This window comes from Baekduia sp. Peel2402 (genome assembly GCF_052567285.1).
The window spans coordinates 2265807-2290224 of the sequence record NZ_CP199582.1 but is presented as its reverse complement, the minus strand read 5'-3'; the positions used below and the strand labels follow the sequence as shown (position 1 = coordinate 2290224).

General features: G+C 71.3%; 29 protein-coding genes. 15 read left to right on the top strand and 14 right to left on the bottom strand.

Going from position 1 to position 24418, the window contains the following annotated elements; translation table 11 throughout:
* Positions 1 to 189: 189 nt before the first annotated feature.
* The gene (locus ACT01A_RS11185) at positions 190 to 1347 is read right to left on the bottom strand and encodes a site-2 protease family protein (RefSeq protein ID WP_445152333.1); all 1158 of its coding nucleotides are present in this window, start codon (positions 1345 to 1347) and stop codon (positions 190 to 192) included.
* A gap of 18 nt (positions 1348 to 1365) precedes the next feature.
* Between ACT01A_RS11185 and ACT01A_RS11180 the strand changes: the two genes are divergently transcribed.
* Both ACT01A_RS11180 and ACT01A_RS11175 read left to right on the top strand, forming a co-directional pair.
* Positions 1366 to 1932 (top strand): leucyl/phenylalanyl-tRNA--protein transferase, encoded by a 567-nt coding sequence (locus ACT01A_RS11180; protein WP_445152332.1) that lies wholly within the window; start codon positions 1366 to 1368, stop codon positions 1930 to 1932.
* A gap of 50 nt (positions 1933 to 1982) precedes the next feature.
* Entirely contained in the window at positions 1983 to 2240 is a 258-nt protein-coding gene (locus ACT01A_RS11175) for a hypothetical protein (protein WP_445152331.1), read from the top strand.
* On the opposite strand, the gene ACT01A_RS11170 is transcribed toward ACT01A_RS11175, so the two are convergent.
* A complete protein-coding gene (locus tag ACT01A_RS11170; protein ID WP_445152330.1) occupies positions 2241 to 2849 on the bottom strand; it encodes an SDR family NAD(P)-dependent oxidoreductase in 609 nt (202 codons plus the stop codon). It lies immediately after the preceding gene.
* A gap of 108 nt (positions 2850 to 2957) precedes the next feature.
* On the opposite strand from ACT01A_RS11170, the gene ACT01A_RS11165 reads away from it, so the two are divergent.
* Positions 2958 to 3863, top strand: a complete 906-nt coding sequence (locus tag ACT01A_RS11165; RefSeq protein ID WP_445152329.1) for a helix-turn-helix transcriptional regulator — start codon at positions 2958 to 2960, stop codon at positions 3861 to 3863.
* Here ACT01A_RS11165 and ACT01A_RS11160 read toward each other — a convergent pair.
* The 3 genes from ACT01A_RS11160 to ACT01A_RS11150 are packed head-to-tail and all read right to left on the bottom strand — an operon-like array spanning position 3781 to position 6489.
* Complete coding sequence (locus ACT01A_RS11160) at positions 3781 to 4182, bottom strand: nuclear transport factor 2 family protein (RefSeq protein WP_445152328.1); 402 nt, start codon at positions 4180 to 4182, stop codon at positions 3781 to 3783. The genes ACT01A_RS11165 and ACT01A_RS11160 overlap by 83 nt on opposite strands.
* 11 nt (positions 4183 to 4193) lie before the next feature.
* Entirely contained in the window at positions 4194 to 5873 is a 1680-nt protein-coding gene (locus ACT01A_RS11155; protein WP_445152327.1) for an acyl-CoA dehydrogenase family protein, read from the bottom strand.
* A complete protein-coding gene (locus ACT01A_RS11150) occupies positions 5851 to 6489 on the bottom strand; it encodes a TetR/AcrR family transcriptional regulator (protein ID WP_445152326.1) in 639 nt (212 codons plus the stop codon). Before ACT01A_RS11150 ends, ACT01A_RS11155 begins: the two co-directional genes overlap by 23 nt.
* Positions 6490 to 6643: 154 nt before the next feature.
* Between ACT01A_RS11150 and ACT01A_RS11145 the strand changes: the two genes are divergently transcribed.
* Positions 6644 to 6847, top strand: coding sequence for a hypothetical protein (locus ACT01A_RS11145; protein ID WP_445152325.1), 204 nt, complete (start codon positions 6644 to 6646; stop codon positions 6845 to 6847).
* Positions 6848 to 6851: 4 nt separating this feature from the next.
* On the opposite strand, the gene ACT01A_RS11140 is transcribed toward ACT01A_RS11145, so the two are convergent.
* Entirely contained in the window at positions 6852 to 7280 is a 429-nt protein-coding gene (locus tag ACT01A_RS11140; RefSeq protein WP_445152324.1) for a hypothetical protein, read from the bottom strand.
* 94 nt (positions 7281 to 7374) lie between these two features.
* Positions 7375 to 8214, bottom strand: a complete 840-nt coding sequence (locus ACT01A_RS11135; protein WP_445152323.1) for an NAD(P)H-binding protein — start codon at positions 8212 to 8214, stop codon at positions 7375 to 7377.
* Positions 8215 to 8270: 56 nt separating this feature from the next.
* On the opposite strand from ACT01A_RS11135, the gene ACT01A_RS11130 reads away from it, so the two are divergent.
* The 3 genes from ACT01A_RS11130 (at position 8271) to ACT01A_RS11120 (ending at position 12016) form a co-directional block, all read left to right on the top strand.
* Positions 8271 to 8717, top strand: coding sequence for an Rrf2 family transcriptional regulator (locus tag ACT01A_RS11130; protein ID WP_445152322.1), 447 nt, complete (start codon positions 8271 to 8273; stop codon positions 8715 to 8717).
* A gap of 56 nt (positions 8718 to 8773) precedes the next feature.
* Positions 8774 to 10963 (top strand): NADP-dependent isocitrate dehydrogenase, encoded by a 2190-nt coding sequence (locus ACT01A_RS11125; protein WP_445152321.1) that lies wholly within the window; start codon positions 8774 to 8776, stop codon positions 10961 to 10963.
* Between the two features lie 75 nt (positions 10964 to 11038).
* Positions 11039 to 12016, top strand: coding sequence for a malate dehydrogenase (locus ACT01A_RS11120; protein WP_445152320.1), 978 nt, complete (start codon positions 11039 to 11041; stop codon positions 12014 to 12016).
* A gap of 63 nt (positions 12017 to 12079) precedes the next feature.
* On the opposite strand, the gene ACT01A_RS11115 is transcribed toward ACT01A_RS11120, so the two are convergent.
* Positions 12080 to 12487, bottom strand: coding sequence for a hypothetical protein (locus ACT01A_RS11115; protein WP_445152319.1), 408 nt, complete (start codon positions 12485 to 12487; stop codon positions 12080 to 12082).
* A gap of 125 nt (positions 12488 to 12612) precedes the next feature.
* Between ACT01A_RS11115 and ACT01A_RS11110 the strand changes: the two genes are divergently transcribed.
* On the top strand, positions 12613 to 13101 hold the full coding sequence (locus ACT01A_RS11110; RefSeq protein WP_445152318.1) for a hypothetical protein: 489 nt from the start codon (positions 12613 to 12615) through the stop codon (positions 13099 to 13101).
* 19 nt (positions 13102 to 13120) lie between these two features.
* On the opposite strand, the gene ACT01A_RS11105 is transcribed toward ACT01A_RS11110, so the two are convergent.
* A complete protein-coding gene (locus ACT01A_RS11105) occupies positions 13121 to 13555 on the bottom strand; it encodes an SRPBCC family protein (RefSeq protein ID WP_445152317.1) in 435 nt (144 codons plus the stop codon).
* A gap of 193 nt (positions 13556 to 13748) precedes the next feature.
* Positions 13749 to 14678: an NAD(P)H-binding protein gene (locus ACT01A_RS11100; RefSeq protein WP_445152316.1), complete on the bottom strand. Its 930-nt coding sequence runs from the start codon at positions 14676 to 14678 to the stop codon at positions 13749 to 13751.
* 261 nt (positions 14679 to 14939) lie between these two features.
* On the opposite strand from ACT01A_RS11100, the gene ACT01A_RS11095 reads away from it, so the two are divergent.
* Positions 14940 to 15209: a hypothetical protein gene (locus ACT01A_RS11095; RefSeq protein ID WP_445152315.1), complete on the top strand. Its 270-nt coding sequence runs from the start codon at positions 14940 to 14942 to the stop codon at positions 15207 to 15209.
* Positions 15210 to 15236: 27 nt separating this feature from the next.
* Positions 15237 to 16343: an alcohol dehydrogenase catalytic domain-containing protein gene (locus ACT01A_RS11090; protein WP_445152314.1), complete on the top strand. Its 1107-nt coding sequence runs from the start codon at positions 15237 to 15239 to the stop codon at positions 16341 to 16343.
* A 59-nt stretch (positions 16344 to 16402) separates the two neighbouring features.
* Here the strand turns inward: ACT01A_RS11090 and ACT01A_RS11085 are convergent, their stop codons facing one another.
* A complete protein-coding gene (locus ACT01A_RS11085; protein WP_445152313.1) occupies positions 16403 to 16756 on the bottom strand; it encodes a hypothetical protein in 354 nt (117 codons plus the stop codon).
* Positions 16757 to 16827: 71 nt separating this feature from the next.
* Between ACT01A_RS11085 and ACT01A_RS11080 the strand changes: the two genes are divergently transcribed.
* Positions 16828 to 17763 carry a LysR family transcriptional regulator gene (locus ACT01A_RS11080; RefSeq protein WP_445152312.1) on the top strand — a complete coding sequence of 312 codons (936 nt, stop codon included), beginning with the start codon at positions 16828 to 16830 and terminating at the stop codon, positions 17761 to 17763.
* Between the two features lie 2 nt (positions 17764 to 17765).
* Here the strand turns inward: ACT01A_RS11080 and ACT01A_RS11075 are convergent, their stop codons facing one another.
* Positions 17766 to 18023 carry a hypothetical protein gene (locus tag ACT01A_RS11075; RefSeq protein WP_445152311.1) on the bottom strand — a complete coding sequence of 86 codons (258 nt, stop codon included), beginning with the start codon at positions 18021 to 18023 and terminating at the stop codon, positions 17766 to 17768.
* Positions 18024 to 18032: 9 nt separating this feature from the next.
* Positions 18033 to 18248 carry a type II toxin-antitoxin system HicA family toxin gene (locus ACT01A_RS11070; protein ID WP_445152310.1) on the bottom strand — a complete coding sequence of 72 codons (216 nt, stop codon included), beginning with the start codon at positions 18246 to 18248 and terminating at the stop codon, positions 18033 to 18035.
* A gap of 149 nt (positions 18249 to 18397) precedes the next feature.
* On the opposite strand from ACT01A_RS11070, the gene ACT01A_RS11065 reads away from it, so the two are divergent.
* Entirely contained in the window at positions 18398 to 19195 is a 798-nt protein-coding gene (locus tag ACT01A_RS11065; RefSeq protein ID WP_445152309.1) for an MBL fold metallo-hydrolase, read from the top strand.
* 35 nt (positions 19196 to 19230) lie between these two features.
* Positions 19231 to 19686, top strand: coding sequence for an Hsp20/alpha crystallin family protein (locus ACT01A_RS11060; protein ID WP_445152308.1), 456 nt, complete (start codon positions 19231 to 19233; stop codon positions 19684 to 19686).
* 20 nt (positions 19687 to 19706) lie between these two features.
* Here the strand turns inward: ACT01A_RS11060 and ACT01A_RS11055 are convergent, their stop codons facing one another.
* Positions 19707 to 21365, bottom strand: a complete 1659-nt coding sequence (locus ACT01A_RS11055; RefSeq protein ID WP_445152307.1) for a hypothetical protein — start codon at positions 21363 to 21365, stop codon at positions 19707 to 19709.
* A gap of 86 nt (positions 21366 to 21451) precedes the next feature.
* Here ACT01A_RS11055 and lon point away from each other — a divergent pair, with 86 nt between their 5' ends.
* Complete coding sequence (gene lon, locus ACT01A_RS11050; protein WP_445152306.1) at positions 21452 to 23839, top strand: endopeptidase La; 2388 nt, start codon at positions 21452 to 21454, stop codon at positions 23837 to 23839.
* Positions 23840 to 23909: 70 nt separating this feature from the next.
* Positions 23910 to 24368 carry a hypothetical protein gene (locus ACT01A_RS11045; protein ID WP_445152305.1) on the top strand — a complete coding sequence of 153 codons (459 nt, stop codon included), beginning with the start codon at positions 23910 to 23912 and terminating at the stop codon, positions 24366 to 24368.
* The last annotated feature ends 50 nt before the right edge of the window (positions 24369 to 24418 follow it).

Below are 24418 nucleotides of genomic sequence, written 5' to 3'. Positions count from 1 at the left end.
GAACACGAACGTGCCGTTGGTCTGTCATTCGAGCCCGAACCTTCCCCTGGCGCCCAAGACACGGCCAGCGGACGACCCCAGGCGGTCGCCACGCCCCTACACCTCACTCTCTCGCCGCCCTCTCCAACGCCACGTCGTACCGCCGACGCCCCGCGCTGAGCGCCACGCACGACAGCGGCGTCACCCCCGCTAGACGTTCGCCGCCAGCGCCCGGCGCACGCGCTCGATCGACAACACTCCGCACAACCGCCCCGCCCCGTCGACGACCGCCAGCGCCCCGAACTGGCGCAGCGGCTCGGAGCCGAGGAGGTGCTCGAGCGGCGTGTCGACCGGGACGGAGGCGGTCGTGTCGGCGGGGTCGATGAGCTCGTCGATCGGCAGCGTCGGGCGGCCGTCGGCGAGGATGGCCTCGACGCGGTCGCCGCGCAGGACGCCGCTCAGCACGCCGTCGTTCTCGTCGACAACCGGGATCCACGGCAGCTGGTAGCGCAGGAAGAACTCGTCGTGGGCGGCGAGCGCTGGGGTTCCGCGTGGGATCCAGACCGGTTCGGCGTCCATGAGGTCCGCCGCCGTCACGCCCTCGATGCGCTCGGCGAACTGCGAGCCGACGACGGCAGACCGCGCGCCCGTCGACAGGAACCAGCCGAGGATCATCAGCCAGATGCCGTCGGTGATGTCGCCGTTGATGGCCAGCAGTCCGCCGCCGGCGATCATGATGTAGGCGAACCCGAGGCCGAGGCGGCCGGCCAGGCGCGTGGCGCGGTGGCGGTCGCCGGTCACCTTCCAGGCGAGCGCCCGCGCGATTCGCCCGCCATCCAGCGGGAACGCGGGCACCAGGTTGAAGATCAACAGCCCCGTGTTGACGAGCGCCAGCCACGCCAGCAGCGCCAGCAGCGGCGAGCTGTCGTCGCTGTCGCCGAAGAAGCTCGCATCCCAGCTGGAGTCCGACAGCAGCCGCACGCCGATCGCGCCGAGGACTGCCAGCGCCAGCGTCACCGCGGGCCCGGCGGCGGCGACCCGGAACTCCTCGCCGGGCGACTGCGAGTCGCGCGAGAGCTTCGCCAAGCCGCCGAAGACCCACAGGTCGATGCCGAGCACGTCGATGCCGTTGCGCCGCGCGACGATCGCGTGGCCGAGCTCGTGCAGGGCGATCGACAGGAAGAACAGCGCCGCGCCCGCGACCGCCGTCACGTAGGTGGTGGTGTCGCTCGCGTCGGGAAGCGAGTTCCCGAACAGCGTCGACAGGTACCAGATCATCAGGAACAGGAACAGGAACCAGCCAGGGCTGGCGCCGATCCGGATCCCGAACACCCGGGCGAGCTGGGTGGAGCCTCCTCCGCCGAACATTCGGTCACATTGTGACGTGTGGATGTCGAGACCATCCTCGGGCTCTATGCGCAGGGCCTGTTCCCCATGGACGATCCGGGCGACGGCAGCGAGCCGCCGTCGCGCGAGCTGCCGTGGTGGATCGCCGACCCGCGCACGGTCTTCGAGCTCGACGAGACCTCACGTGCGGCGGTGCGCCGCCGCGTCCGGCGCTCGCTCAACGCCCGCGACGACTGGCAGCTCCGTGTCTCGGACGCCTTCGACGAGGTCATCGCCCGCTGCGCCCAGCCGCGCTCGCCGCAGGACGGCGTCTGGCTGACGCCGCGCATGCACCGGCTCTACCGCGCGCTGCACGCCGCCGGCCACGCGCACACGTTCGAGATCTGGACGCCGGACGACGATCTCGCCGCGGGGCTGATCTCCATCACCCTCGGCCGCGCCGCGATGCTCGAGTCGATGTGGCACCGCGTGCCGCACGCGGGCAACGTCCTGGTGTCCAAGACCCTCGACGCCTTGGCCGCTAACGGCTTCGAGCTGTGCGACATCCAGACCGCGACCCCGCACACGCTGCGCCTCGGCGCCGTCCAGATCTCGCGGACGGATTAACGAAACACGGCTACGCAATGCGCTGGACGTGTCCTAAACTTGTAAGGGTCATGGACGAGACTGGCAACCGCCTCACCTGGACGCAGCGCCGCGAACTGGAACGCGAGCTGTGGCTGGACGACCACCTGCACGCGCTCGCCGCGGTGCAGCCGTCTGACCTCGACGACCCCGAGCTGCTGCGCGGGATCGAGTCGCGCGCCCGCGCGCTGGCGGAGACGATCGCCAAGCTGCGCCAGATGCGCGGCGACGACCTCGCGGTCGAGCGCGAGATCGTCGCCTTCCGTGGCGATCTAGAGCAGCTCGGCTAGCTAGCGCTCGGCGCGCGCGAAGCGCCGCTGGTCGGGCAACAGCGTCAGCTCGGCCACGTTGACCGAAAGCGGCGCGGAGACCGCGTAGGCGATCGCGTCCGCGACGTCGTCGACGCCCACGCCGACGGTCTCGACCGCCTTGACGCGCACGCCTCGCGGCGCCAGCTCCTCGCGCAGCGCGCGGGTGGCGTGCAGCGCGATCGCGCCGACGTGGACGAGGTCGGCGGGCAGGCCGTCGGCGGCCGACGCCGCCAGGTCGTGCGCGTACGCGCGCGAGATCGCCAGGCGGCCTTCGGGCGCGGCGACCACGAGGTCGATCCGGCCGAGCTTGACGGCGACGACCTCGAGCACGTGTGCCAGATCCGCCGGCTCGGCGACGTCGGCGGCGATGGGGACGACGCCGTCGTCGTCGAGGAACACCGACAGCTCATCGAGCATCTCGGCGTCACGGCCGACGAGCGCGACCGCCGCGCCGTCGTTGACGAGCCGGACCGCGGTCGCGGCCCCGAGGCCGGCGGTGGCACCGGTGATCAGCGCCACGCGACCGGCCAGGGGGCGCTCGATGATCCGGGTGATGGGGAGGGAGTCGAGCAGGGTCATGGACAGCATCTTGCGCCTCCTCGCGTCTCGTAGCCAGAGCCGTCTCAGGACCCGGAGCGGTGACCCTGGGAGTGCCAGGGCCACCTTCCGGAGGCAGCCTCCGCCTATCCTGGAGGCATGGACGACGCCGAGAACCGCATCGGCCGCTTCCTTCGGGCCCGCCGCGAGCTGGTCCGGCCGGAAGATGTAGGCATTCCCGACCATGGCCGCCGCCGCGTCCCCGGCCTGCGTCGCGAGGAGCTCGCGATGCTCGCGGGCGTCAGCGCCGACTACTACGTCCGCCTGGAGCAGGGCCGCGACCAGCACCCGTCTGAGCAGGTGCTCGACGCCCTGGCCCGCGCGCTGCGGCTGGACGACGACGCGACCGCGCACCTCCACGAGCTCGTGCATCCGGCACCGCGCAGGCGCCGTCGCGCGCCGGCCAAGCTCGAACGCGTGCGGCCCTCGCTGCAGCGCCTCATGGACGCGTGGCCCGAGTCGCCCGCGGTCGTCATCGGCTGTCGCATGGACGTGCTCGCCGCCAACGCGATGGCCTTGGCCGTCAACCCGTCCCAGCGCGTCGGGAGCAACCTGGTGCGGTTGATGTTCCTCGACGAACAGCACGGGTCCCTGCACCCGGACTTCGAGAAGGCCGCGGCCGGCACGGTCGCCTCACTGCGCGCGCAGGTCGGTCCCGATCTCGACGACCCGCTGCTGCACGAGCTGGTCGGCGAGTTGTCGTTGAAGTCCGAGTTGTTCAGGAAGCTCTGGGCGCGCCATGACGTGCACGCCAAGACGCACGGGACCAAGGTGATGGTCCACCCGATCGTCGGCGACCTGGAGTTGGACTACGAGTCGTTCGGCGTCAACGGCGCGGACGGCCAGATGTTGATCGTCTACCACGCCGCGCCGGGCTCCGCATCGGCCCGGGCGCTGGCGTTGTTGTCGTCGATGTCCGCGGTCAGCCCGCGTGATGGATCCCGGCCGCTTCCACCTTCGGCCCGAGCGCCTGAGCCAGGGCGACCAGGCCCGACATCGGCCTGACCATCACGGTGAAGTCGGCGATCAGGCCGTCGGCGCCGACGCGCACGAGGTCCATTCCCTCCAGCTCGCGCTCGCCGACCTTCGCGCGGAAGATCAGCGCGTGGACGGGTGCGTCGGCGTCGCCGCTGAGCTGGTCGGTGTAGCGGAAGTCCTCGAAGGTCTCAAAGACGATCCGCAGCAGGCCGCCGACCGACTCGATCCCGCGGTACTCGTGGAAGACCGCGGGCGAGTGGAAGACCACGTCGGGCGACAGGGTGGCCAGCGCGGCCTCGATGTCGCCGGCCTCGACGGCGGCGCGGAAGTGCTGTGGGGCGCTCATGCTCGCGGACCCTACGCGGCCTGCGGCATGTGCCGCTCGATGATGGACGACACGTCGGTCCCCGCCGGCAGCGTCCCGTAGTGCAGGCCGCCGTCGCCGCTCAACCGCGTGGCGATGAACGCGTCGGCCACGACGGCCGGCGCGTGGCGCAGCAGCTGCGAGGCCTGCAACGCGATCGCCATCCGCTCGACGACCAGGCGCGCACGGTGCTCCAGTTCGGCGGGCCGCGAGAACTCGCTGCGCACCGTCTGGATGTAGGCGTCGTAGCGGGTGTCGGCGCCGGCGGCGGCGTCCAACTCCTCCAAGAAGACGTCGAGCGCCTCCGGCGTGCGGGCCAGCGCGCGCAGGACGTCCAAGGCCATCACATTGCCTGAGCCCTCCCAGATCGAGCACAGCGGGGCCTCGCGGTAGAGGCGCGGCATCCCGGACGCTTCGACGTAGCCGTTGCCGCCGAAGCACTCCAGCGCTTCAAAGGCGTGGTTGGGGACGCGCTTGCAGACGTGGTACTTGGCCACCGCGGTGGCCAAGCGCTTGAAGTGGTCGGCGCGCTCGTCGCCGGCGGCGGCCTCGTCGTAGGCGCGGCAGAGGCGCAGCGCGACCGCGGTCGCCGCCTCGGACTCCACGGCCAGGTCGGCGATCACGTTGCGCATCAGCGGCTGGTCGAGCAGCGTCTTGCCGAACGCGGCGCGGTGGGCGACGTGCCAGGAGGCGAGCGAGACCGCGGTGCGCATGCCGCCCGCGCCGCCGATCACGCAGTCTAGGCGCGTGTGGCCGACCATCTCGATGATCGTCGGGACGCCGCGGCCCGGCTCGCCGAGCATCTGGCCCCAGGCGTTCTTGAACTCAATCTCCGACGAGGCGTTGGACTTGTTGCCCAACTTGTCCTTCAACCGCTGGAGCTGGAAGCCGTGGTTCTTGGTGCCGTCGGGCAGGAAGCGCGGGACCGCGAAGCACGAGAGGCCTTCGTTGGTCTGGGCGAGCACGAGGAAGAGGTCGGACATCGGCGCGCTGCAGAACCACTTGTGGCCGACGAGCGTGTACTCGGCGCCCTCACCGCCGCCGTTGACCGGCGTCGCGATCGTCGTGTTGGCGCGGACGTCCGAGCCGCCCTGCTTCTCGGTCATCGCCATGCCGCAGATCGCGCCGGGCTTCTCGCTGGCGGGCTTCAGCTCGCCGTCGTAGCCGCGTGCGGTGAGGCGCGGGACCCACTCCTCGGCGATCTCCGGCGTGGTGCGCAGCGCGGGCACGGCGGCGAAGGTCATCGTGATCGGGCAGCCGAAACCGGCCTCGGCCTGGGTGCCGGACAGGTAGATCGCGGCGCGGGCGACGTGCGCGCCCGGCTGGGGGTCGTTCCACGGCAGCGCGTGCATCTCGTCGTGGACGCCGCGGGCCATCAACTTGTGCCACGCGGGGTGGAAGGTGACCGAGTCGAGGCGGTTGCCGAAGCGGTCGTGCGTGTGCAGGACCGGCGGGTTCTCGTTGGCCTCAAAGCCCCACTGCATCGGGTCGCCGGCCCAGAACGCGCCGACCTCGACCGCCCGCTCGTGCGCCCAGCTGCCGCCGTCGCGTGCAAGGCCTTCAACAAGGGGCGTGTTGTCCAAGAACAGGTTCCGGCCCTCCAGCGGCGGGACCTGATTGCGGACCTCGTGGGTGGCGAAGGGCGAGGCGTCAGGCCGCGCGACGGTGGACATGGAGGGGCAGCTCCTGGTCGGTGGTGGATCGGAGGCAGAAGGTGGTCAGCGCCGCGACGAGCGCGTCGGGGTCCGGGTGGGCGCCGGGGGAGAGCGGGCCGACGAGCGCCTCGGCGACCGCGCCGACGAGCGCGGTGGCGGTGAACGCCGGGTCCTGCGGCGGCAGCTCGCCGCGCAGGACGCCCTCGTCGATCGCGCGCTCGAAGACCGCGGCGTAGGCGCGGCGAAACTGCAAGCGCTCGGCCTCGACCGCGGGATCGACCGGCTCGGCCAACAGCGCCCACGCCAGGCGCCGCCCGCGCAGGGCGCGGCGCGCGAACGTCTCGGCGGCGGCGGCGAGCTTGTCGGTCGCCGACGCGCCGGCATCCGCCGCGGCCTGGGCGACCGCGTCGACCTCGTGCTGGGAGGCGACCCGGAAGACCTCGGCGAACAGGTCCGCCTTGGACGGGAAGTGGCGATACACCGTGCCCGTCGCGACCCCGGCTCGCTTGGCCACCGCTGCGACCTGCGCCTCCCGGTACCCACCTTGGGCAACGAGCTCCAACGCGGCGCGCACGATCGCCGCGCGGGTCTGTGCACGCCGAGCCTCGGTCTTCTCGGTGGGGCGGTAGGCCATGGCGGACGAAGAAGTGAACCACGGTTCATGGCTTGGGGCAAGGGCCCCGACGATCGTCCAGTCCGCGCGCCGCCGGGTGGCGCGTCGGCGCTCGCTTTGATTTCCTGCCCGGCCGGATGACGACGCAGGGAAGCTCAACGATGGAGCGGATGCGGTGCCCGCGCTGAAGCGCCGCGCGGATCCGGGCCGTTGCCCGCAGTGCTCCGAGCGGGTGACGCCGTTTGCGGCCGGCTGCGCGCTGTGTGGCGCGGATCTGGACCCGGGCCGGTGGGACTCCGGGCCGACGCTCACGCAGCGGGCGGGGTCGCTGACCGCGGCGCTGCGCTGGTGGCGTCCGCGCTCGCCGTGGCGATCCTGAAGCTCTAGCGCAGGAGGCGGCGCGCGCGGCGTCGACGCCGCGCGCCTTCGGCCGCCATCCCGACGAAGCCGACGGACGTCGCGATGAACGACGCACCCGCGGCCGCCTTGTAGACCGGCGACTTGTCGACCTCCGGGTTGAAGGCCAGCGGGAGGAAGGCCATTGCGTTGGTCCAGGCGCCGACGCCGAGCGGGACCGACGCCCACTTCGGCGCGTCCGGCACCGCCGTCCCGACCGCGACCGTCAGCCCGCCGAGCATCGCGAGGTCCAGGTGCCACTGCTTCACGCGCGCCGCGGACTTCAGCCCCAACAGCCGCCGCGCCGCCTCGGGGTCCTGGCGGATGAGCGTGTACGGCCAGCCGGCCAGCGCGCCTAGTGCGACCTCCGCCAGACCGGAGACGACCAGCGCGGACGGGGCGGAGGGGCGGGTCATGGGCGCGGATCCTACGGGCACGCCCGCCCCGCCGCTCGCCACGAGTCGCACGCAACCCGCGATATGCGCGGGTTGCACGCGTCTCGTTGGCGACTTACGCCGTGGCGCCCGCGGCCGCGAGCACGTCGGCGACCGACGTCGGCGCGCGCCCGGTCAGCGCCTCGACGTCGTCGCTGCGCTGGTCGAGGAAGCCTTCGCGGATCGCGACGCCGAAAGAGACCAGCAGCGGCGCGATCTCCGGCGGCAGGGCCGCGGCGAAGGCGTCGTCGTCGATCGCGACCGGCTCGGCGCCGTAGATGCGCGCGAGGTCCGCGCCGCCCAGCAGCTCGGGGCCGGTGATGTCATAGGCCTTGTTGGCGTGCTCGTCGCCGCCGGCCAGGACCGCGGCGGCCGCGGCGGCGCAGTCCTCGCGGCTGACATAAGCGGTCTTGCCGTCGCCGCTGTTGTAGTAGTGCTTGCCGCTGGCGGCCGCGGCCTGCGCGCCTGGGATCTGGTACTCGGCGTAGAGCGCGTTGCGCAGGAAGGTGTAGGGGATGCCCGAGGCCTGGACGGCCTCCTCGGTCTGCCGGTGGTCGGCGGCAACGCCGGCGGGGTTGGCGGCCACCGGGTTGGGGAGTGAGGTGTAGGCAATCAGCTGTGCGCCCGCGGCCTGCGCCGCGTCGATCGCGGCCTTGTGGCCCGGTACGCGCGCGCCGACGACGTCGGTGCTGACGATCAGCACGCGCGTCGCGCCCGCGAAGGCCGCCTCCAGCGTCTCCGGCCGCGAGAAGTCCCCGGCGCGGACGGTCGCGCCGCGCGCGGCGAGGTCGTCGAGCTTGGACGGGTCGCGGGTGACCAGGACGACGTCGCTGGCGTCGACGCCCTCGGTGTCCAACAGCAGTTCGGCGGTGCGGCGTCCGAGGTGACCCGAAGCGCCGGTGATGATCAGGCTCATGCCCCAATTGTAGCTAAATCAGTTGCGAATAAGCGAGTACACTTTCGGTCCCCACCATGGCCGGTCCCACCAACACCCAGTTCGCCCTCGGCGTCCACATGCTCACGCTGCTCGCCGGCAGCGCGCCCGCGACGCTGGCCTCCGATGAGATGGCCGGCTCGGCCAACTCCAACCCGGTTCACGTTCGCCGCGTGCTCGGCCTCTTCCGCGAGGCCGGCCTGGTCGCCTCGCGGCCCGGCGTGGGCGGCGGCTGGCGGCTGGCGGTCGACCCCGCGGACCTGACGCTCGCCGACGTCTGGCGCGTCATCCACGGCGACGGCGACGTCCTCGGCCTGCGCAGCGCGCACCCGAACTGCCCCGTCGGCCAGTCGATCCAGGGCCTGCTGGTCGAGATCGACCGCGACGCCGCCCAGGCGGTGGAGGACCGCCTGCGCGACACGACGATCGCGTCGCTCGTCGCGCGCGCTGAACACGGCGCGGACCTGAAGTCACTCGTCTACTAGCCCGGACCCCGAACGGCGTCCGCGAGGCCGCGGGCGATACCGTTCGCGGCCTCCTCATGAAGATCATCTACACCCACACCGACGAGGCGCCGGCGCTGGCGACCAAGTCGCTGCTGCCGATCGTCGAGGCCTTCGCCGGGACCGCCGGCGTCGAGCTGGAACTGCGCGACATCTCGCTCTCGGGCCGGATCCTGGCCCAGTTCCCGGACCTCCTGTCCGACGACCAGCGGATCGCCGACGCGCTCTCCGAGCTGGGCGAGCTGGCCAAGACGCCCGAGGCCAACATCATCAAGCTGCCGAACATCTCGGCCTCGGTTCCGCAGCTCAAGGCGGCGATCAAGGAGCTGCAGGAGCAGGGCTACTCGATCCCCGACTACCCCGAGGAGCCGTCCAGCGACGAGCAGCGCGACGTCCGCGCCCGCTACGACGCGGTCAAGGGCAGCGCGGTCAACCCGGTCCTGCGCGAGGGCAACTCCGACCGCCGCGCGCCGCAGTCGGTCAAGGAGTTCGCGCGCAAGCACCCGCACTCGATGGGCGCGTGGTCCTCGGACTCCAAGACCCACGTGTCGACGATGAGCGACGGCGACTTCCGCTCGACCGAGAAGTCCACCACCTTGGATGCGGCCACCACCGTCCGCATCGAGCACGTCGGCGCAGATGGCGCGACGACCACGCTCAAGGACGGCCTCGAGCTCCAGGCCGGCGAGGTCCTCGACGCGGCCGTCATGCGCCGCGCGGCGCTCGATCAGTTCTTCAAGGAGCAGATCGCCGAGGCCAAAGAGCAGGGCGTCCTGTTCTCCGTGCACCTCAAGGCCACCATGATGAAGGTCAGCGACCCCATCATCTTCGGCCACGCCGTCCGCGCGTTCGTCGGCGACGACGTCTACGCGGGCCGCAAGGACGTCAGCCCCAACGACGGCCTCGGCTCGCTGCTGTCCGCGCACCCCGACGCGCAGGCCAAGGTCGACGCGGCACTGGCCGAGGGTCCCGACCTGTACATGGTCGACTCCGACCGCGGCGTCACCAACCTGCACGTGCCGTCCGACGTAATCATCGACGCCTCGATGCCAGCGCTGATCCGTGCGTCCGGCCAGGGCTGGGATGCGGCCGGCCAGCAGCAGGACACCAAGTGCGTGATCCCGGACTCGTCCTACGCGGCGCTCTACGCCGAGGCCGTCGCGCACTGCCGCGAGCACGGCGCGTTTGACCCCTCCACCATGGGCACGACGCCGAACGTCGGCCTGATGGCCCAGAAGGCCGAGGAGTACGGGTCCCACGACAAGACCTTCGAGATCGCCGCGGCCGGCACGGTCCGGGTTGTCGATGGCAATGACAACGTCTTGCTCGAGCACGACGTCGAGCCCGGCGACATCTGGCGCGCCTGCCAGACCAAGGACGCGCCGGTCCAGGACTGGGTGCAGCTGGCCGTCCGCCGCGCCCGCGCGTCCGACACGCCCGCCGTCTTCTGGCTGGACGAGACCCGCGCCCACGACGCCGAGATCCTCAAGAAGGTCCGCCCGGCGCTCGAAGCGCTGGACACCGACGGCCTGCAGATCGAGATCCTGCCGGTCGCCGAGGCCGCGCGGTTCACCCTGGAGCGGGCGCGCAAGAACGAGGACACCATCTCGGTCACCGGCAACGTCCTGCGCGACTACCTGACCGACCTGTTCCCGATCCTCGAGCTGGGCACGTCGGCCAAGATGCTGTCGATCGTCCCGCTCATGAACGGCGGCGGCCTGTTCGAGACCGGTGCCGGCGGCTCGGCGCCCAAGCACGTCCAGCAGTTCTTGAAGGAGAACCACTTGCGCTGGGACTCGCTGGGCGAGTTCCTGGCCTTGGCGGTGTCCTTGGAGATGCTCGCCGAGAAGACCGGCAACGCCCGCGCCCAGCTCCTGGCCGACACGCTGGACCGGGCGACCGGCAAGGTGCTGGAGGAGGGGCGGTCGCCGTCACGCAAGGCCGGTGAGCTCGACAACCGCGGCTCGCACTTCTACCTGGCCCTGTACTGGGCGCAGGAGCTGGCGGCACAGTCCACCGACGCCGAGCTGGCGTCCACGTTCGGCCCGCTGGCCGAGCGCCTAGCCGCCGACGAGGAGGCGATCGTCGGCGAGCTCAACGGCGTGCAGGGCGACGCGGTCGACGTCGGCGGCTACTTCCACCCGGATCCGGCGCGCGCGGCGGACGCGATGCGCCCCAGCGCGACGCTGAACGACGCGCTCGCCTCGCTGGCCTCCGTCGGCGCGTAGCGGCTTGCGCGACGCGGTGCGGCTCCGGGCGAGCCGCACCGCGCGCAACCGTTCGGCCCCGATAGCGTTCGGGGCATGCCCAAGACAGTCACGGTGACCGGCGCGGCCGGCGCCATCGGATACGCCATCCTGTTCCGCATCGCCTCCGGCCAGCTGCTCGGCCCGGACGAGAAGGTGCGCCTGCGCCTCCTGGAGATCGAGCCCGCCCTGAAGGCTGCTGAGGGCACCGCGATGGAGCTGGTCGACTGCGCCTTCCCGTTGTTGGAGGCCATCGACATCACCTCCGATCCCAACGAGGCGTTCGACGGCGCCAACGTCGGCCTGCTGATCGGCGCACGCCCGCGCACCGCCGGCATGGAGCGCGCGGACCTCCTGGAGGCCAACGGCGCGATCTTCAAGCCGCAAGGCAAGGCCATCAACGACCACGCCGCGGACGACGTCAAGGTCCTGGTCGTCGGCAACCCGGCCAACACCAACGCCTTGATCGCGCAGTCCAACGCGCCGGACGTCCCGGCCGAGCGCTTCACCGCGATGACGCGCCTGGACCAGAACCGCGCCTACGCGCAGCTGGCCAACAAGCTCGGGATCCCGATCACCGAGATCGAGAACCTCGTCATCTGGGGCAACCACTCGCCGACGATGTTCCCCGACCTGTTCAACGCGACGGTCAACGGCAAGCCGGCCGTCGAGGCCGTCGACGACATGGCCTGGTACGAGAACGAGTACCTGCCCAACGTCGGCAAGCGCGGCGCGGCGATCATCGAGGCCCGCGGCGCCTCCTCGGCGGCCAGCGCCGCCAACGCCGCCATCGACCACGTCCACGACTGGGTGCTCGGCGCCGATGGCCTGGTTTCGATGGCGGTCCCGTCGGGCGGCCAGTACGGCGTCGCCGAGGGCATCATCTCGTCCTTCCCGGTCAAGGTGACCGGCGACGGCTCCTACGAGATCGTCGAGGGCCTCGAGGTCGGCGAGTTCGCCCAGTCGAAGATCGACATCACCGTCGACGAGCTCAAGGGCGAGCGCGACGCGGTGAAGGAGCTCGGCCTCATCTAGGGAGCGGAGGGCGTGGCGGGTTCGGCCTCGAACGGGAAACGAGGCCGAACCCGGTTCATCGCCCTACGCCGCGTCCATCGGGTGCCAGCCCCGGCCCTCCTTGCGGATGAGCCCATCCTTCTGGAGGCCGGGGAGCACCCGGTAGAGGTAGTTCTGCTGGATGCCCATCTGCTCGGCGATCTCGGGGATCGTGATCCCCGGCGACGAGCGGACGAGCTCCAGGGCCTGCTTGCCGCGGGTGCCCGACCCGCGCGGGCGGCCGCGGCGGCCGGAGCCGTTGCTACTGGAGTTGCCGTTGGAGCTCGAGCCATTGCTACTGCCGCGACGGCGGGTCGGGGCGGCACCGCCGCTCTTGACACCGTCCAGCGCGGCAACTGCGGCTTCGAGTCGGTGATACTCGTCCACCAGCGGACGCAGCTCGGTCAACCGAGCCTTCATCTCGTTGCGCTTCTCATCCAGGAAATCGGCCATCGAAGTCGGTTCCTCTTCCGGTTATTACTGTTACTGACAGTGAAGTGTCATAGGACAAAGGGTCAAAGTCAATGCGCCGCAAGGTGACCTGCACCGCTTCTACCCGTACCGGAGAGTTTGCCGCGTTGTTGATCGCGCAGCTAGACCTGACCGCTCTGGTGCTCTTGAGTGCGTCTGAAGAGCTTTCCGACGATCTCGCCAGCGCGGCGCTGTCGCAGGGCTATGAGCCGCGCGTGCGCGCCGGCGGCTGGGCCGATGCGGCAGGGAGCGACCTGGTGGTGCTCGACGTGGTCGGGCCTGAGACGGGCACGGAGATCGCGGCGCGGTGCGCCGGGGCGGTCGTGGTGGTCGCCACGGCGACGCCGGTCGCTGACGTCGAGGCGCTGCTGGTCGCGACGCACATGCCGCGCGCGCGGATCATCGGCGCGGCGGTCGACGGCGCTGGGCCGATCACCGCGGCGGCGCGAGCGACCGAGATCGCCGACGCGATCCTGCGCGACCGGCGGCAGACGATCACCGCGGCGGTGCAGGTGCTCGATGAGGAGGACGGCGCGGCGAACGTGCTCGTCCGGGAGGCGCGGATCGGCGCGGGCGGGATCCAAGCGATCTTGTAGGGCCGAGGGCCGACGCCGCTCAGCGGCCGCTCTCGACCAAAGCCTTCAGCTTGCGCAGCGAGGCCTCGGCCTCTTTGGCCGGCAGCCCGCCGACGAGCGCGTTGCTGGCGAAGGCGCCGAGCGGCCCGAGCGGGGCCTTGAACTCGTTGCGGTAGTCAAAGCGCGTGCCACCCTTGCCGTTGTCGGACAGGCGGTACTCGGTCTCGGCGTGCGAGCGCGCGGGGCCCTTGCCCTCCCACTTGGCGTGGGTGGGGGCCTTGGACTTCGCGAGCTTCCACTTCACCTTGAAGTTGGCGCCGCGCAGATGCAGCACTTGCTCCATCGCGTCGTCGGAGTGGGACACCAGCTTGCGGTGGATCGTCACCCACTCGTGGAGGCGCGTCGCGTCCATGACGACGCTCCAGACCGCCTCGACCGGCGCGTCGATCTCGATGCTCGTAGCCACTTCGCTCACCGTCGCGCAGACCCTAGATGGTTGGTGCGGAATTCGCGCGGCCGTGCTCGCACGGCGTGCGGCGCTGGATCGCCACACGGCGGCTTGACGATCCAACCAGGATCGGCTGCGCCGTCGCGTGGCGCCCAGCATCCACACGACGCACGATCACGACCACGCTCGATTCCGCACCAACCATCCAGAGGTTCCGGACTCATCGGGCGCGCAGCTCCTCGGTCGACTCCCACTCGCGCAGGGCGCGCTCGATGGCGGCGTCGAGGGAGTGCAGGCGGACGCCGAGCAGATCGGCCGCGCGGTCGTCGCGGGGCAGGAGGTCGCCGTCGAGGCCCTCCATCAGCGGGCCGATGAGCGCGTGGTCCTCGCCGGCGATCGCGGCGGCGACGCGGCTGGCGACGGGCGTGAGGCTGAAGCCGAGGCGGATCTGCGGGCGGCCGACGAGCAGCCCGTCGCGGATGCGGTCGATCAGCGCGCCGTAGGAGACCTCGTCGGGGCCGGCGACATCGAGCGACAGCGGCCCGTCGACGGCCTCGCTGGTCGCGCCGGCGACCAGGAACGCGAGCACGTCGCGACCGTCGATCGGGCGCGTGCGATGGTCGCGCCACGCGGGCAGCGCGAGCACCGGGAGGCGCTCGACCAACCGCACCAGGAACCGGAAGGAGCGCGAGCGGGCGCCGATGACGATCGAGGCGCGCAACGCGAGCGCCTCGGGCGTCGCGTGCAGGAGCGCCTCCTCGACCTCCAGACGTGACGCGAGGTGGGGCGAGGCGGCGCGTTGCGGCGGGACGAGACCGCCGAGGTAGACGATCCGGCGCACGCCGGCGCGCTGCGCGGCCTGCGCGAACAGTTCGGCGGCGCGGCGGTCGCGGTCGGCGAAGGCGTCTGCGCCGCCGGTGCCGGCGGTCTCCATCGAGTGGATCAGGAAGTAGGCGACATCGATGCCGTCCAGCGCGGCGTCCAAGCCCACGCCGGTGACGGCGTCGCCGGTGACGATCTCGTCGGTGGCAACGGTGACGCGCGCGGGGTCGCGGGCGAAGGCGCGGACGGCGTGGCCGCCGGCGGTGAGCTTCGGGATGAGGGCGGCGCCGACGTATCCGCTGGCGCCGGTGACGAGGATGCGAGCCATCGGGTCTGGCTGATCGTGCCCGATCGGCGCACTCGACCGACATGTAGGAGTTGGGTTACCAGGTTCGGGAGGGGCACGTCGGCGTTCCCTGCAACCTCCCCGCAAACACCGTGAAACGGTGCCCGATTCCCGCTCTGTGCAGGTATTTCAGGCCGTTTGTCGGCATTTGCGGGATGGCCCGATTCCGTCCGATGGCCGATGTATGCGATTTGCGGGTTCCGGCGTTGCGGCGCTCTCCTCGGACGTGCTTCCATCGTCGCCGTGGTCAACGAGCTGGTCGAGAAGGAGAACGCACCCCGGATGCCGAAGGCGCGCGCGAAGAGCAAGAAGCCGTCCTGCGAGGACTGCTACTTCCGCTGCAACATGCTCTGCGCGCTGTCGGTGGACGAGCCCTGTGCGACCTTCCGGCCGGACTCGCCCGAGGGCCTGCGCCCGCCGCGCCAGCTGCGCTTCCACTTCCGCCAGCCGGCGCGCACCACGACCGCCTGGGCGTTCCCTGACGCCCGTGAGCAGGCTGCTCTGCACGCCTGAGCAACGTCGCTCGTTAAGGTCGTCGGCATGAAGATCCGCGCCGCCGTCCTCGAGGAGTTCGCCAAGCCGCTCGTCATCCAGGAGGTCGACCTCGACGGCCCCGGGCCCGGCGAGGTGCTGGTCCGGCTGCACGCGTGCGGGGTCTGCCACACCGACATGTACACGGCGTCGGGCGCGGACCCGAGCGGGTACGCGCCGACGGTGCTGGGCCACGAGGGCGCGGGCGTGGTCGAGGCGCTGGGCGAAGGCGTGACGGATCTGGCGGTCGGTGATCACGTCGTCACGCTCTTCTCGCCGCAGTGTCGCGAGTGCCTGCACTGCCGCAGTGAGAAGACCAACCTCTGCCTGGCGATCCGCGAGCAGCAGAACCTCGGCTACCTGCCCGACGGGACGACGCGCCTGCACCGCGGCGAGGAGCGCATCCGCTCGTTCATGGGGACCTCGACGTTCGCCGAGGCGACCGTGATGCCGTCGATCGCGCTGGCCAAGGTCAACCCGGAGGCGCCGCTGGACGTGATCGCGACGCTGGCCTGCGGCGCGACGACCGGGATCGGCGCGGCGCTGTACGTCGCCAAGGTCGAGAAGGGCTCGACGGTCGCGGTCTTCGGCGCGGGCCTGGTCGGGCTCGGCGCGGTCGCGGGCGCGCGGCTGGCCGGCGCCGATCGGATCATCTGCGTGGACTTGGACGAGGGACGCCTGGAGGCGGCTCGCGCGCACGGCGCGACCGACACGTTCATCGGCGGCGACGACTCCGTCGCGCGGATCGTCGAGATGACCGACGGCTTCGGCGCCGACTACACCTTCGAGGCGACCGGCAACGTGAAGGTCATGCGCCAGGCCGTCGAGGCGGCGCGCATGGGCTGGGGCCTGGCGACGGTCGCGGGCGTCGCGGGCAAGGGCGAGGTCCTGGAGGTCGTGCCGCGCTTCCTGATCACCGGCCGCCGCGTCGCGGGCGCGTCGTTCGGTGGCGCCAAGGGCCGCGATCGCGTGCCCGAGCTGGTCGAGTTGTACTTGAAGGGCGACCTCGACCTGGAGGCCTTCGTGACCGACCGCATTGCCTTGGACGGCGTCAACGACGCCTTCGCGGCGATGGATCGCCACGAAGGCGTGCGGACGGTCATCACGTCGTTCTAGGGAGGTCCGCGAAGCGATGGCGCTTCGCGGTCGCGGTCGCGGTGCCGCGTGGCGTCGGCTTAGGAGGTCCGCGACGCGCGGGCGCGCGGGACGGCCGGGAAGAGGCCGCGCATCGCGGCCAGCGGGTGCACGCCGCGATGGCGCGCCGGAAGCGCCGTCGCGCGCTCGCCCGTGAAGTGCGCCGCGCGCTCGGCCAGGAGCGACAGGACGTGGTCGGTCGCCGCGAACGGGTTGGCGACCGTGCGGCCGGAGGCGAGCGAGATCGCGGCCACCGGCGCGTCGTCGACGAGCGCGATCAGGTGCGGGCCGGCGGGGAGGCGCTGGCTGTCGAGCCGGGCGAGGCGGTCGAGGCTGCGGGCGTCGTCGTCCGTCGCCCGGCGGATGGTGATGGGGGAGGAGGCGGTGGAGGTCATGGGCACCATGGTGCGGTGCCGGGCACATCATGTCCAATGATGACTTGACCTAGCTGGGATCATGTTCCGTGATGCTCGACCTGAAGCTCCTGACGACGTTCCGCGAGGTGGCCCAGCGCCGGTCGTTCAGCGACGCGGCTACGGCGCTCGGCTACACGCAGCCGGCGGTCTCCCAGCACGTGTCGCGGCTGGAGGCGTCGCTCGGCGTCCGGCTGCTGGAGCGCGACGCGCGCGGGGTGCATCCGACCCCGGCGGGCGAGCTGCTGCTGACGCGCGCGGCGGCCCTGCTGGACGCGGCGCGCCGTGCGGAGGACGACGTCCGCGAGGCCGCGGGCGCCGGACGGCCGACGGTGCGCATCGGGGCGTTCGCGACGCTCGCGGGCGGGCTGCTGCCGGGCGCGACGCGCGACCTGCGCGCGCGCCGTCCCGACCTTCGGCTCGAGGTCAAGGTGATGGAGCCCGAAGACGCGATCGACATGCTCCTGACCGATCGCCTGGACATTGCCACCATCATCGACTCCGAGCTGCTGCCGATGGGCGTGCGCCCGGGCGTCGAGCACGTCCACCTCTGCGACGACCCCTTGTACGTGGTCGTGGGCAACGACCACCCGATGGCCTCGCGTGCGTCGATCGGCCTCGAGGAGCTGGCCGGTGAGGGCTGGCTGATGCCCGACGTCGCCGGCACCTGCGCCGACTCCAACATCATCCTGCGCGCCTGCCGCGACGCCGGCTTCGAGCCGGACATCCGCCTCGCCTTCGACGATTACCCCGCGCTGCAAGGCATGGCCGCCGCCGGCGTCGGCATCGCGCTCATCCCCTCGCTGGCCACCGCCAACCTCCGCGCCGACGTCGCGATCATCCCTCTTCGCGGCCAGCCCCCGGCCCGCCGCATCGGGGCCGTCGTCCGCCTTGGCGAGTCCGACCCCGCCGTCGACCACGTCATCGAAGCCCTCCGCGCCGCCGCCCGCTCGCTGCCGACCGGCCGCGCGCTGACGGCCGTGGCTTAGCTCTAGGCCGCGGTCTTCTGCCCCGCCGACGCGTGCTCGGCGACGTACTGCGCGATCGAGTCCTCGCGGACACAGTGCGTGAACTGGAGGGACTCGTCCTCGAGCCCCCAGCGCAGGACGCTCTCGACCTCGGCCTTGGCCTCCTCGAAGTTGTCGCCCCCGGCGCTCAGACCGCAGCCGTGGCGTTGGCGCAGGTCCGGGGAGGAGGAGTACCAGCCATAGCCGGCCTCGTGGCGGTATGTGATCTCGATCGGTTCCATCGGCGTGACTTACAGTAGATCTCGGGCCTCGTCCTCATCAAGCCCGACTTTGCAGACGAGGACCTCGCGGACTTCGCCGGGGGCGAGCGTGCGTCGGTCGTGCCAGGCGAACGGGAACGGCTCGCGTCCTGGCGCGACCATCCAGCGGTGGCTGCCGCGCTGTCGGGCGACCCTGTAGTTGAGCGGCTCGCGCGTGAGGATCGCGAGGAGGCGTTTGGCCTTCATGGAGGGGAACGGCGGCATCGGGCCGAGCCACGTTGCGGCCGGTTCGGCGGAGCGGAACGCGTTGTGCGTGGATTGGCGCGAGTGCTGCGAGATCGCGTAACAGTGCGCGCGGGTTTACGCTTCCGCGCACAGGAGAGAGGGGGTCTGGGGTGCGCATCACCGTGCTGGGCAAATCGCCCGCCTGGCAGGACGCCGGCGGGGCTTGCAGTGGGTACCTGGTCGAGGAGGCCGGGACGTTCGTGCTGCTCGACTGCGGCAACGGCGTGTTCTCGAAGCTACGGCGCTATCGCGACTACCTGGCGGTGGACGCGATCGTGATCTCGCACCTGCACGCCGACCACTTCCTGGACCTCGTTCCGTACGCCTATGCCTTGACCTACGCGCCGCGTCAGCAGCCGGTGCCGGTCGACCGCTGGCCCGGGACGCAAGAGCCCAAGAAGCCCAAGTTGTACGCCCCGCGCGGCGCGCGCCAGACGTTCCGCCGCATCGTCGGCTCGTGGGGCGCCGAGGACCTGGTCGACAACGCGTTCGACATCTATGAGTACGCGCCCGGCGAGGAGCTCGACGTCGGCACGCTGCACCTGACCTTCCACGAGGTCCCGCACTGGCTGCCGACCTGCGCGGTTGACGTGCGCTCGACGGTCAACGGCCGCGGCCGCTTCACCTACGGCGCCGACACCGCGCCGACCGACGAGCTCGTCCGCTTCGCCGCCAACACCGACCTGCTGATGATCGAGGCGACGCTGCCGCGCCCGGAGCGCGACGGCGTCCGCGGCCACCTCACGCCTGGGGAAGCGGGCGAGCACGGCAGCCGCGCGAAGGTCGGCCGCCTCGTGATCACGCACTTCTCCGACGAGATGGACGAGCTGTGGGCCCGCCGCGAGGCGGAGCGCACGTTCGAAGGGCCCGTCTCGGTCGCCCGCGAGGGCGCCGTGTACGAGGTCTGAGCGACGCTCACCGTCGCGCGCGGTACATTCGTCGCGTGCCTCCCGAGCGCGACCTCTTCGCCAACTTCGAGCGGATGCGCCGCGAGATGGACGAGCTGTTCGGCGACGTCTTCGGCGGGGGCGTCCTGGGCCCGCGGCACCGCGGCGGGTTCTCACCGGCCGTCGACGTCTTCTACGAAGGCGAGCCGCCGCGCGCGGTCGTCCACGCCGAGCTGGCCGGGATCGACCCTGACGAGATCGGCCTGGAGATCGAGGGCCGCGAGCTGGTGATCGCCGGGCACCGCCGCCCGGCGGACTCCGAAGGCCGCGTCTACCAGCAGCTCGAGATCGACTTCGGCCCGTTTCGCCGCGTCATCCCGCTCGGCGCCGACGTCGTCGCCGACGAGGCCCGCGCGACCTACCGCGACGGCATCCTGCGCGTCGAGCTGCCGCTCGTGCAGGCCGGGCCGCGCTCGCGCCGGGTCCCGATCGACGTCGTCGACGAGACCTAGCGCTCGCGCAAGACCAACGCCTACGCCTTCGTGCAGAGGTGGTAGGTCCGGGACGACTTCACGGTCTTGCCCTTCGTCGTCACGCCCTTGACCGCGACCTTCAGCTCGCCCTTGGGCAGCCCCTGGAAGACGAGCTTGGCGGTGAAGTACCCCTTCTTGCCGCGCGTCCCCGTCGCCTTCTTGCCCTTAACGGTCTTCTTGGCGAAGGTGAACGCGACCGACTTCCACCTCTTGCCCTTCGGCGGCTTGACGTTGACCACCACCACCCGCTTGGACCCGCAGATCACCGGCCCGCGCGAGGTCGTCGTCGTTCCCGCCGCAGCGACCGTGCCCGCAGGCGTCACCGCCTTGCCCGGTGTCGCCACCACCGGCTTGGCACCCACCACGAGCTGGTTGCCAACCAGCGGCTGGCTCACCGCGTCGTCGCTGTCGGCCGAGCGTCCGGTCACGACCGCCGTCGGCACGATCACGTTGCCGGCCACGGCGTTCGACGCCACCCGCAGCCGGTAGATCGCGCTGCGCTGCGTCCCCGCCGCGATCGTCCCGCTCACGCCGACCAGCCCGATCTTGCCGGTCGCGTTCGTCGGCGTCACCGCGTCGGTCAAGGCCACCACGTCGGCGCCACCGCCCGCGTCGGCGAGGTCCTCATGGCCGGCCGCCGGCCGCACGACCACCGTGCAGTTGACAAGGTCATTGGCAACCAGCGGCGGCCCATCGTCGTCGGCGCACGCCAGCGTCGAAGCCGTCAGCGACGCCGGCCCCGGCGTAATCGGGATCGGGCCCGAGCCGACGCCGGTCGAGTCGAGATCGCCGCTCAACGCGTTCTTCCACGACAACGTGCCCGTCACGTACAACACGGTCCCGCCGAGCGTCGTCGGCAACACGCGCAGGCGCGTGCGCAGGTCCGGCGTCGCCACGGTGCCCGACGGCGCGCCGCCGGCCAGCACGCTGGAGTACCACGTCATCGACGGCCCGAACACCAGCGACTCGTTGCCGCCTGCCACGCGCTCGGTCCCGTTCGGGATCCCGGCGTTCAGCGACACGTCGACCGCGTCCTCGCGCAAGGCCTTGTTCTGCACCCGGATCGTGCAGTCGATGCTGTCGCCCGGCCGCACCTTGCCGTCGCCGACCGGCGCCGCCTTGACGCAGACCGTGTCGGTCGGCGTCAGGTCCGCGCGCTGGGGCATCACCGACAGCAGGTTGGCCTCGGTGACGTACGTCGTCGCTGCCGGATCCATCACGGTCGCCACGGGCTGGATCGGCGTGCCCGGCAGCGCGCCGTCGGCCACCCGCAGTCGGATCGTCGCCGGCTTTGGGTTGGACGCGTCGATCAACCCCAGCTTGGTGGTGTCGAAGTAGACCTTCGTCGGCGCGCCCGCCGGCAGGGGAACCCCCTGCGCGTTGGGCAGCGGCGCGAACGTCGTCGACGACGGGATCGAGATCTCGGCGGTCACCGCGTAGGCGATGTCCGACGTCATGTTGGCCGCCTTGAGCTGGCAGACGACGTAGTCACCCGGGCGCGTCGAGCCCAGCAAGGGCGGGATCGCGTTCTCCGGATGGCAGCTCAGACGCGAGAGCGAGAGGTCGGGCGCGGCCAGCGCGACGCCCGGCGCCACGCCAAACGCGCACGCCGCCACCACCACCCAACCCAGCAAGGCACTACGAACAACCCGGGACATGGTCGCTTCTCCTGACGACACATGGCGGCCTCCCAGCGCGCCGCGCGATCCTACTGGCAGGCGTCGTTCGCGTACAGTCGAGGACTGTGATCGAGATCAGCGCCGAGGGCGGCGGTCGTCAGGTCGAGGTGGGACAGCGCAGCCGCGTGCCCACGACGCTGCCGGTCCTGCCGCTGCGCGAGACCGTCCCGCTCCCGGACACGCTGACCCCGCTGGCCATCGGTCAGCCCCGTTCGATCGAGCTCGTCAACGACGTCCTGGCCGGCGATCGCCTGCTGGTGATGGTCGCGGCCAAGAACCCCGAGTTGGAGACCCCGGGGCCTGCCGACCTGTACGACGTGGGCGTCGTCGGGTCGGTCGCGCGGATGATCAAGATCCCTGACGGAACGCTGCGGATCCTGGTTCAGGGCGCCCAGCGCGTCACGATCTCCGACTGGGTTCGCGAGACGCCGTACCTGGTCGCAGACATCGAGGAGCTCCCCGACGTCGTCGAGGACTCGCCGGAGCTGACCGCGCTGACGCGCAACGTCCAGGAGACGTTCACGAGCATCGTCGAGCACGTGCCCTACCTGCCCGAGGAGCTGCAGCTCGCGGTCGCCAACATCGACGACCCCTCGACGCTCAGCCACCTGATCGCGGGCTCGCTGCGGCTGCCGACCGAGGAGAAGCAGGCGCTGCTCGAGGAGGTCGACGTCGCCAAGCGGCTGCGGCGCCTGGCCGAGGCCCTCGCGCGCGAGTTGAACGTGATCTCGATCGGCTCCGAGATCCAGAACCAGGTCCAGTCCGAGATCGACAAGGGCCAGCGCGAGTACGTGCTGCGTCAGCAGCTCAAGGCGATCCAGGAGGAGCTCGGGGAGTTCGACGAGTCCTTGGAGGAGGCGCGCGACCTGCGCGAGCAGCTCGAGGACGTCGCGCTGCCCGACGACGTCCGCAAGCAGGTCGACCGCGAGCTGCACCGCCTGGAGCAGCTCCCGACCCAGGCCGCCGAGCACGGCGTGGTCCGCGGCTACCTGGAGTGGATCGCGTCGCTGCCGTGGGGCGTGTCGACCGACGACGACCTCGACCTCGCGCACGCGCGCGAGGTGCTCGACGCCGACCACTACGACATCGAGCAGGTCAAGGACAGGATCTTGGAGTTCCTGGCCGTGCGCAAGCTGAAGCCGGACGCGCGCGGCTCGATCCTCTGCTTCGCGGGCCCGCCCGGCGTCGGCAAGACGTCGCTCGGCCGATCAGTGGCGCGCGCGCTCGGGCGCAACTTCGAGCGGATCTCCGTCGGCGGCGTCCGCGACGAGGCCGAGATCCGCGGCCACCGCCGCACCTACATCGGCGCGATGCCCGGCACGATCATCCGCGCGCTGCGCGACGCGGGCTCCGACAACCCGTTGTTCATGATCGACGAGATCGACAAGATGGGCGCGGACTTCCGCGGCGATCCGTCGAGCGCGATGTTGGAGGTCTTGGACCCCGAGCAGAACGCGACGTTCCGAGACCATTACCTCGACGTGCCGTTTGACCTGAGCAAGGTCATGTTCATCTGCACGGCCAACGATCTGGACCGGATCCCGGGGCCGCTGCGCGATCGCATGGAGGTCATCCAGCTCGCGGGCTACACCGAGGACGAGAAGCTGCAGATCGCCAAGCGCTACCTCGTGCCGCGCCAGATCGAGCGCAACGGGCTGAAGAAGTCCTGGATCTCGATCGGCGACAAGGCGCTGCGGCGGATCGTCGGCGACTACACGCGCGAAGCGGGCGTGCGCGGGCTGGAGCGGGAGATCGGGACGGTCTGCCGGAAGGTCGCACGGGAGATCGCCGAGGGCAACGGATCGACCAAGCCGAAGAAGCGCGCGGTCGGGCCGGATGAGGTCCGCGAGCTGCTCGGCCGGCCGAAGGTCCACAACGAGACGCGGCGGCGGACCGCGACGCCGGGCGTCGCGACCGGGCTGGCGTGGACGCCGGTCGGCGGCGACGTCCTGTTCATCGAGGCCAGCGCCACGCCCGGGTCCGGCAAGCTGCTGCTCACCGGTCAGCTCGGCGACGTCATGAAGGAGTCCGCGCAGGCCGCGCTGACGTGGGTGAAGGCCAACGCGCACGCGGTCGCGCCCGAGCTGGACGACGCCTGGTTCGCCGACCATGACGTCCACGTCCACGTGCCCGCCGGCGCCACCCCGAAGGACGGCCCTAGCGCCGGGATCACGATGGCGACCGCGCTCGCGTCGCTGATCTCGCACCGGACCGTGCGTGAAGGGGTCGCGATGACCGGCGAGATCACGCTGACCGGCCAGGTGCTGCCGATCGGCGGGCTGAAGGAGAAGGCGCTGGCCGCGCAGCGCAACGAAGTCCGGACCGTCGTCGCGCCCGCGCTGAACGAGGCCGACGCCGAGGACATCCCCGAGCACCTGCGCAAGAAGCTGACGTTCGTGTGGGTCGACCAGATCGACGACGTGCTCGACACCGCCTTGGAATCGCCTGCGTGACATCCCCCTGACGGCGGGTATGCTCGCCGAAGAGCTTCAGACCCGACCCCGACCCACAAGAGGGACCTGCATGGCCAAGAAGAAGAAGGCGGCCGCGGCCGTCGGCGCCGTCGAGGCGGCCCGCGCGAACCCCTACGTCCAGCGCGTTGTTGAGGACGATGAGATCCGGGACAACGTCCGAGTCGCCTTTGAGGCGGCCCGTGACGCCTACGATCGCCTCGCCAACGGCAAGGCGGTGTCCAAGACGCTGACCGACGACAAGAAGTTCCACAAGGACCTCCAGGCTGCTGCCGAGGCCCTGAAGGACGCTGGCGCGTCGCTCAGCAAGAGCCCGAAGAAGGCCAAGAAGCGCAAGGGCGGCTTCGGCCGCAAGCTGCTGCTCCTGGGCGTCGGCGCCGGCCTGGCGCTCGCGCTCAGCGCGGACCTGCGCTCTAAGGTCCTCGACGCGCTCTTCGGCGCCGAGGAGGAGTTCGACTACACCTCCACCACGGCCCCGTCCGCGGCGCCGACCGCGGGGACCGCGGCGTAAGCCACGTCACACCCGGTTTGCGAGAGGGCGTCCCTTCGGGGGCGCCCTTC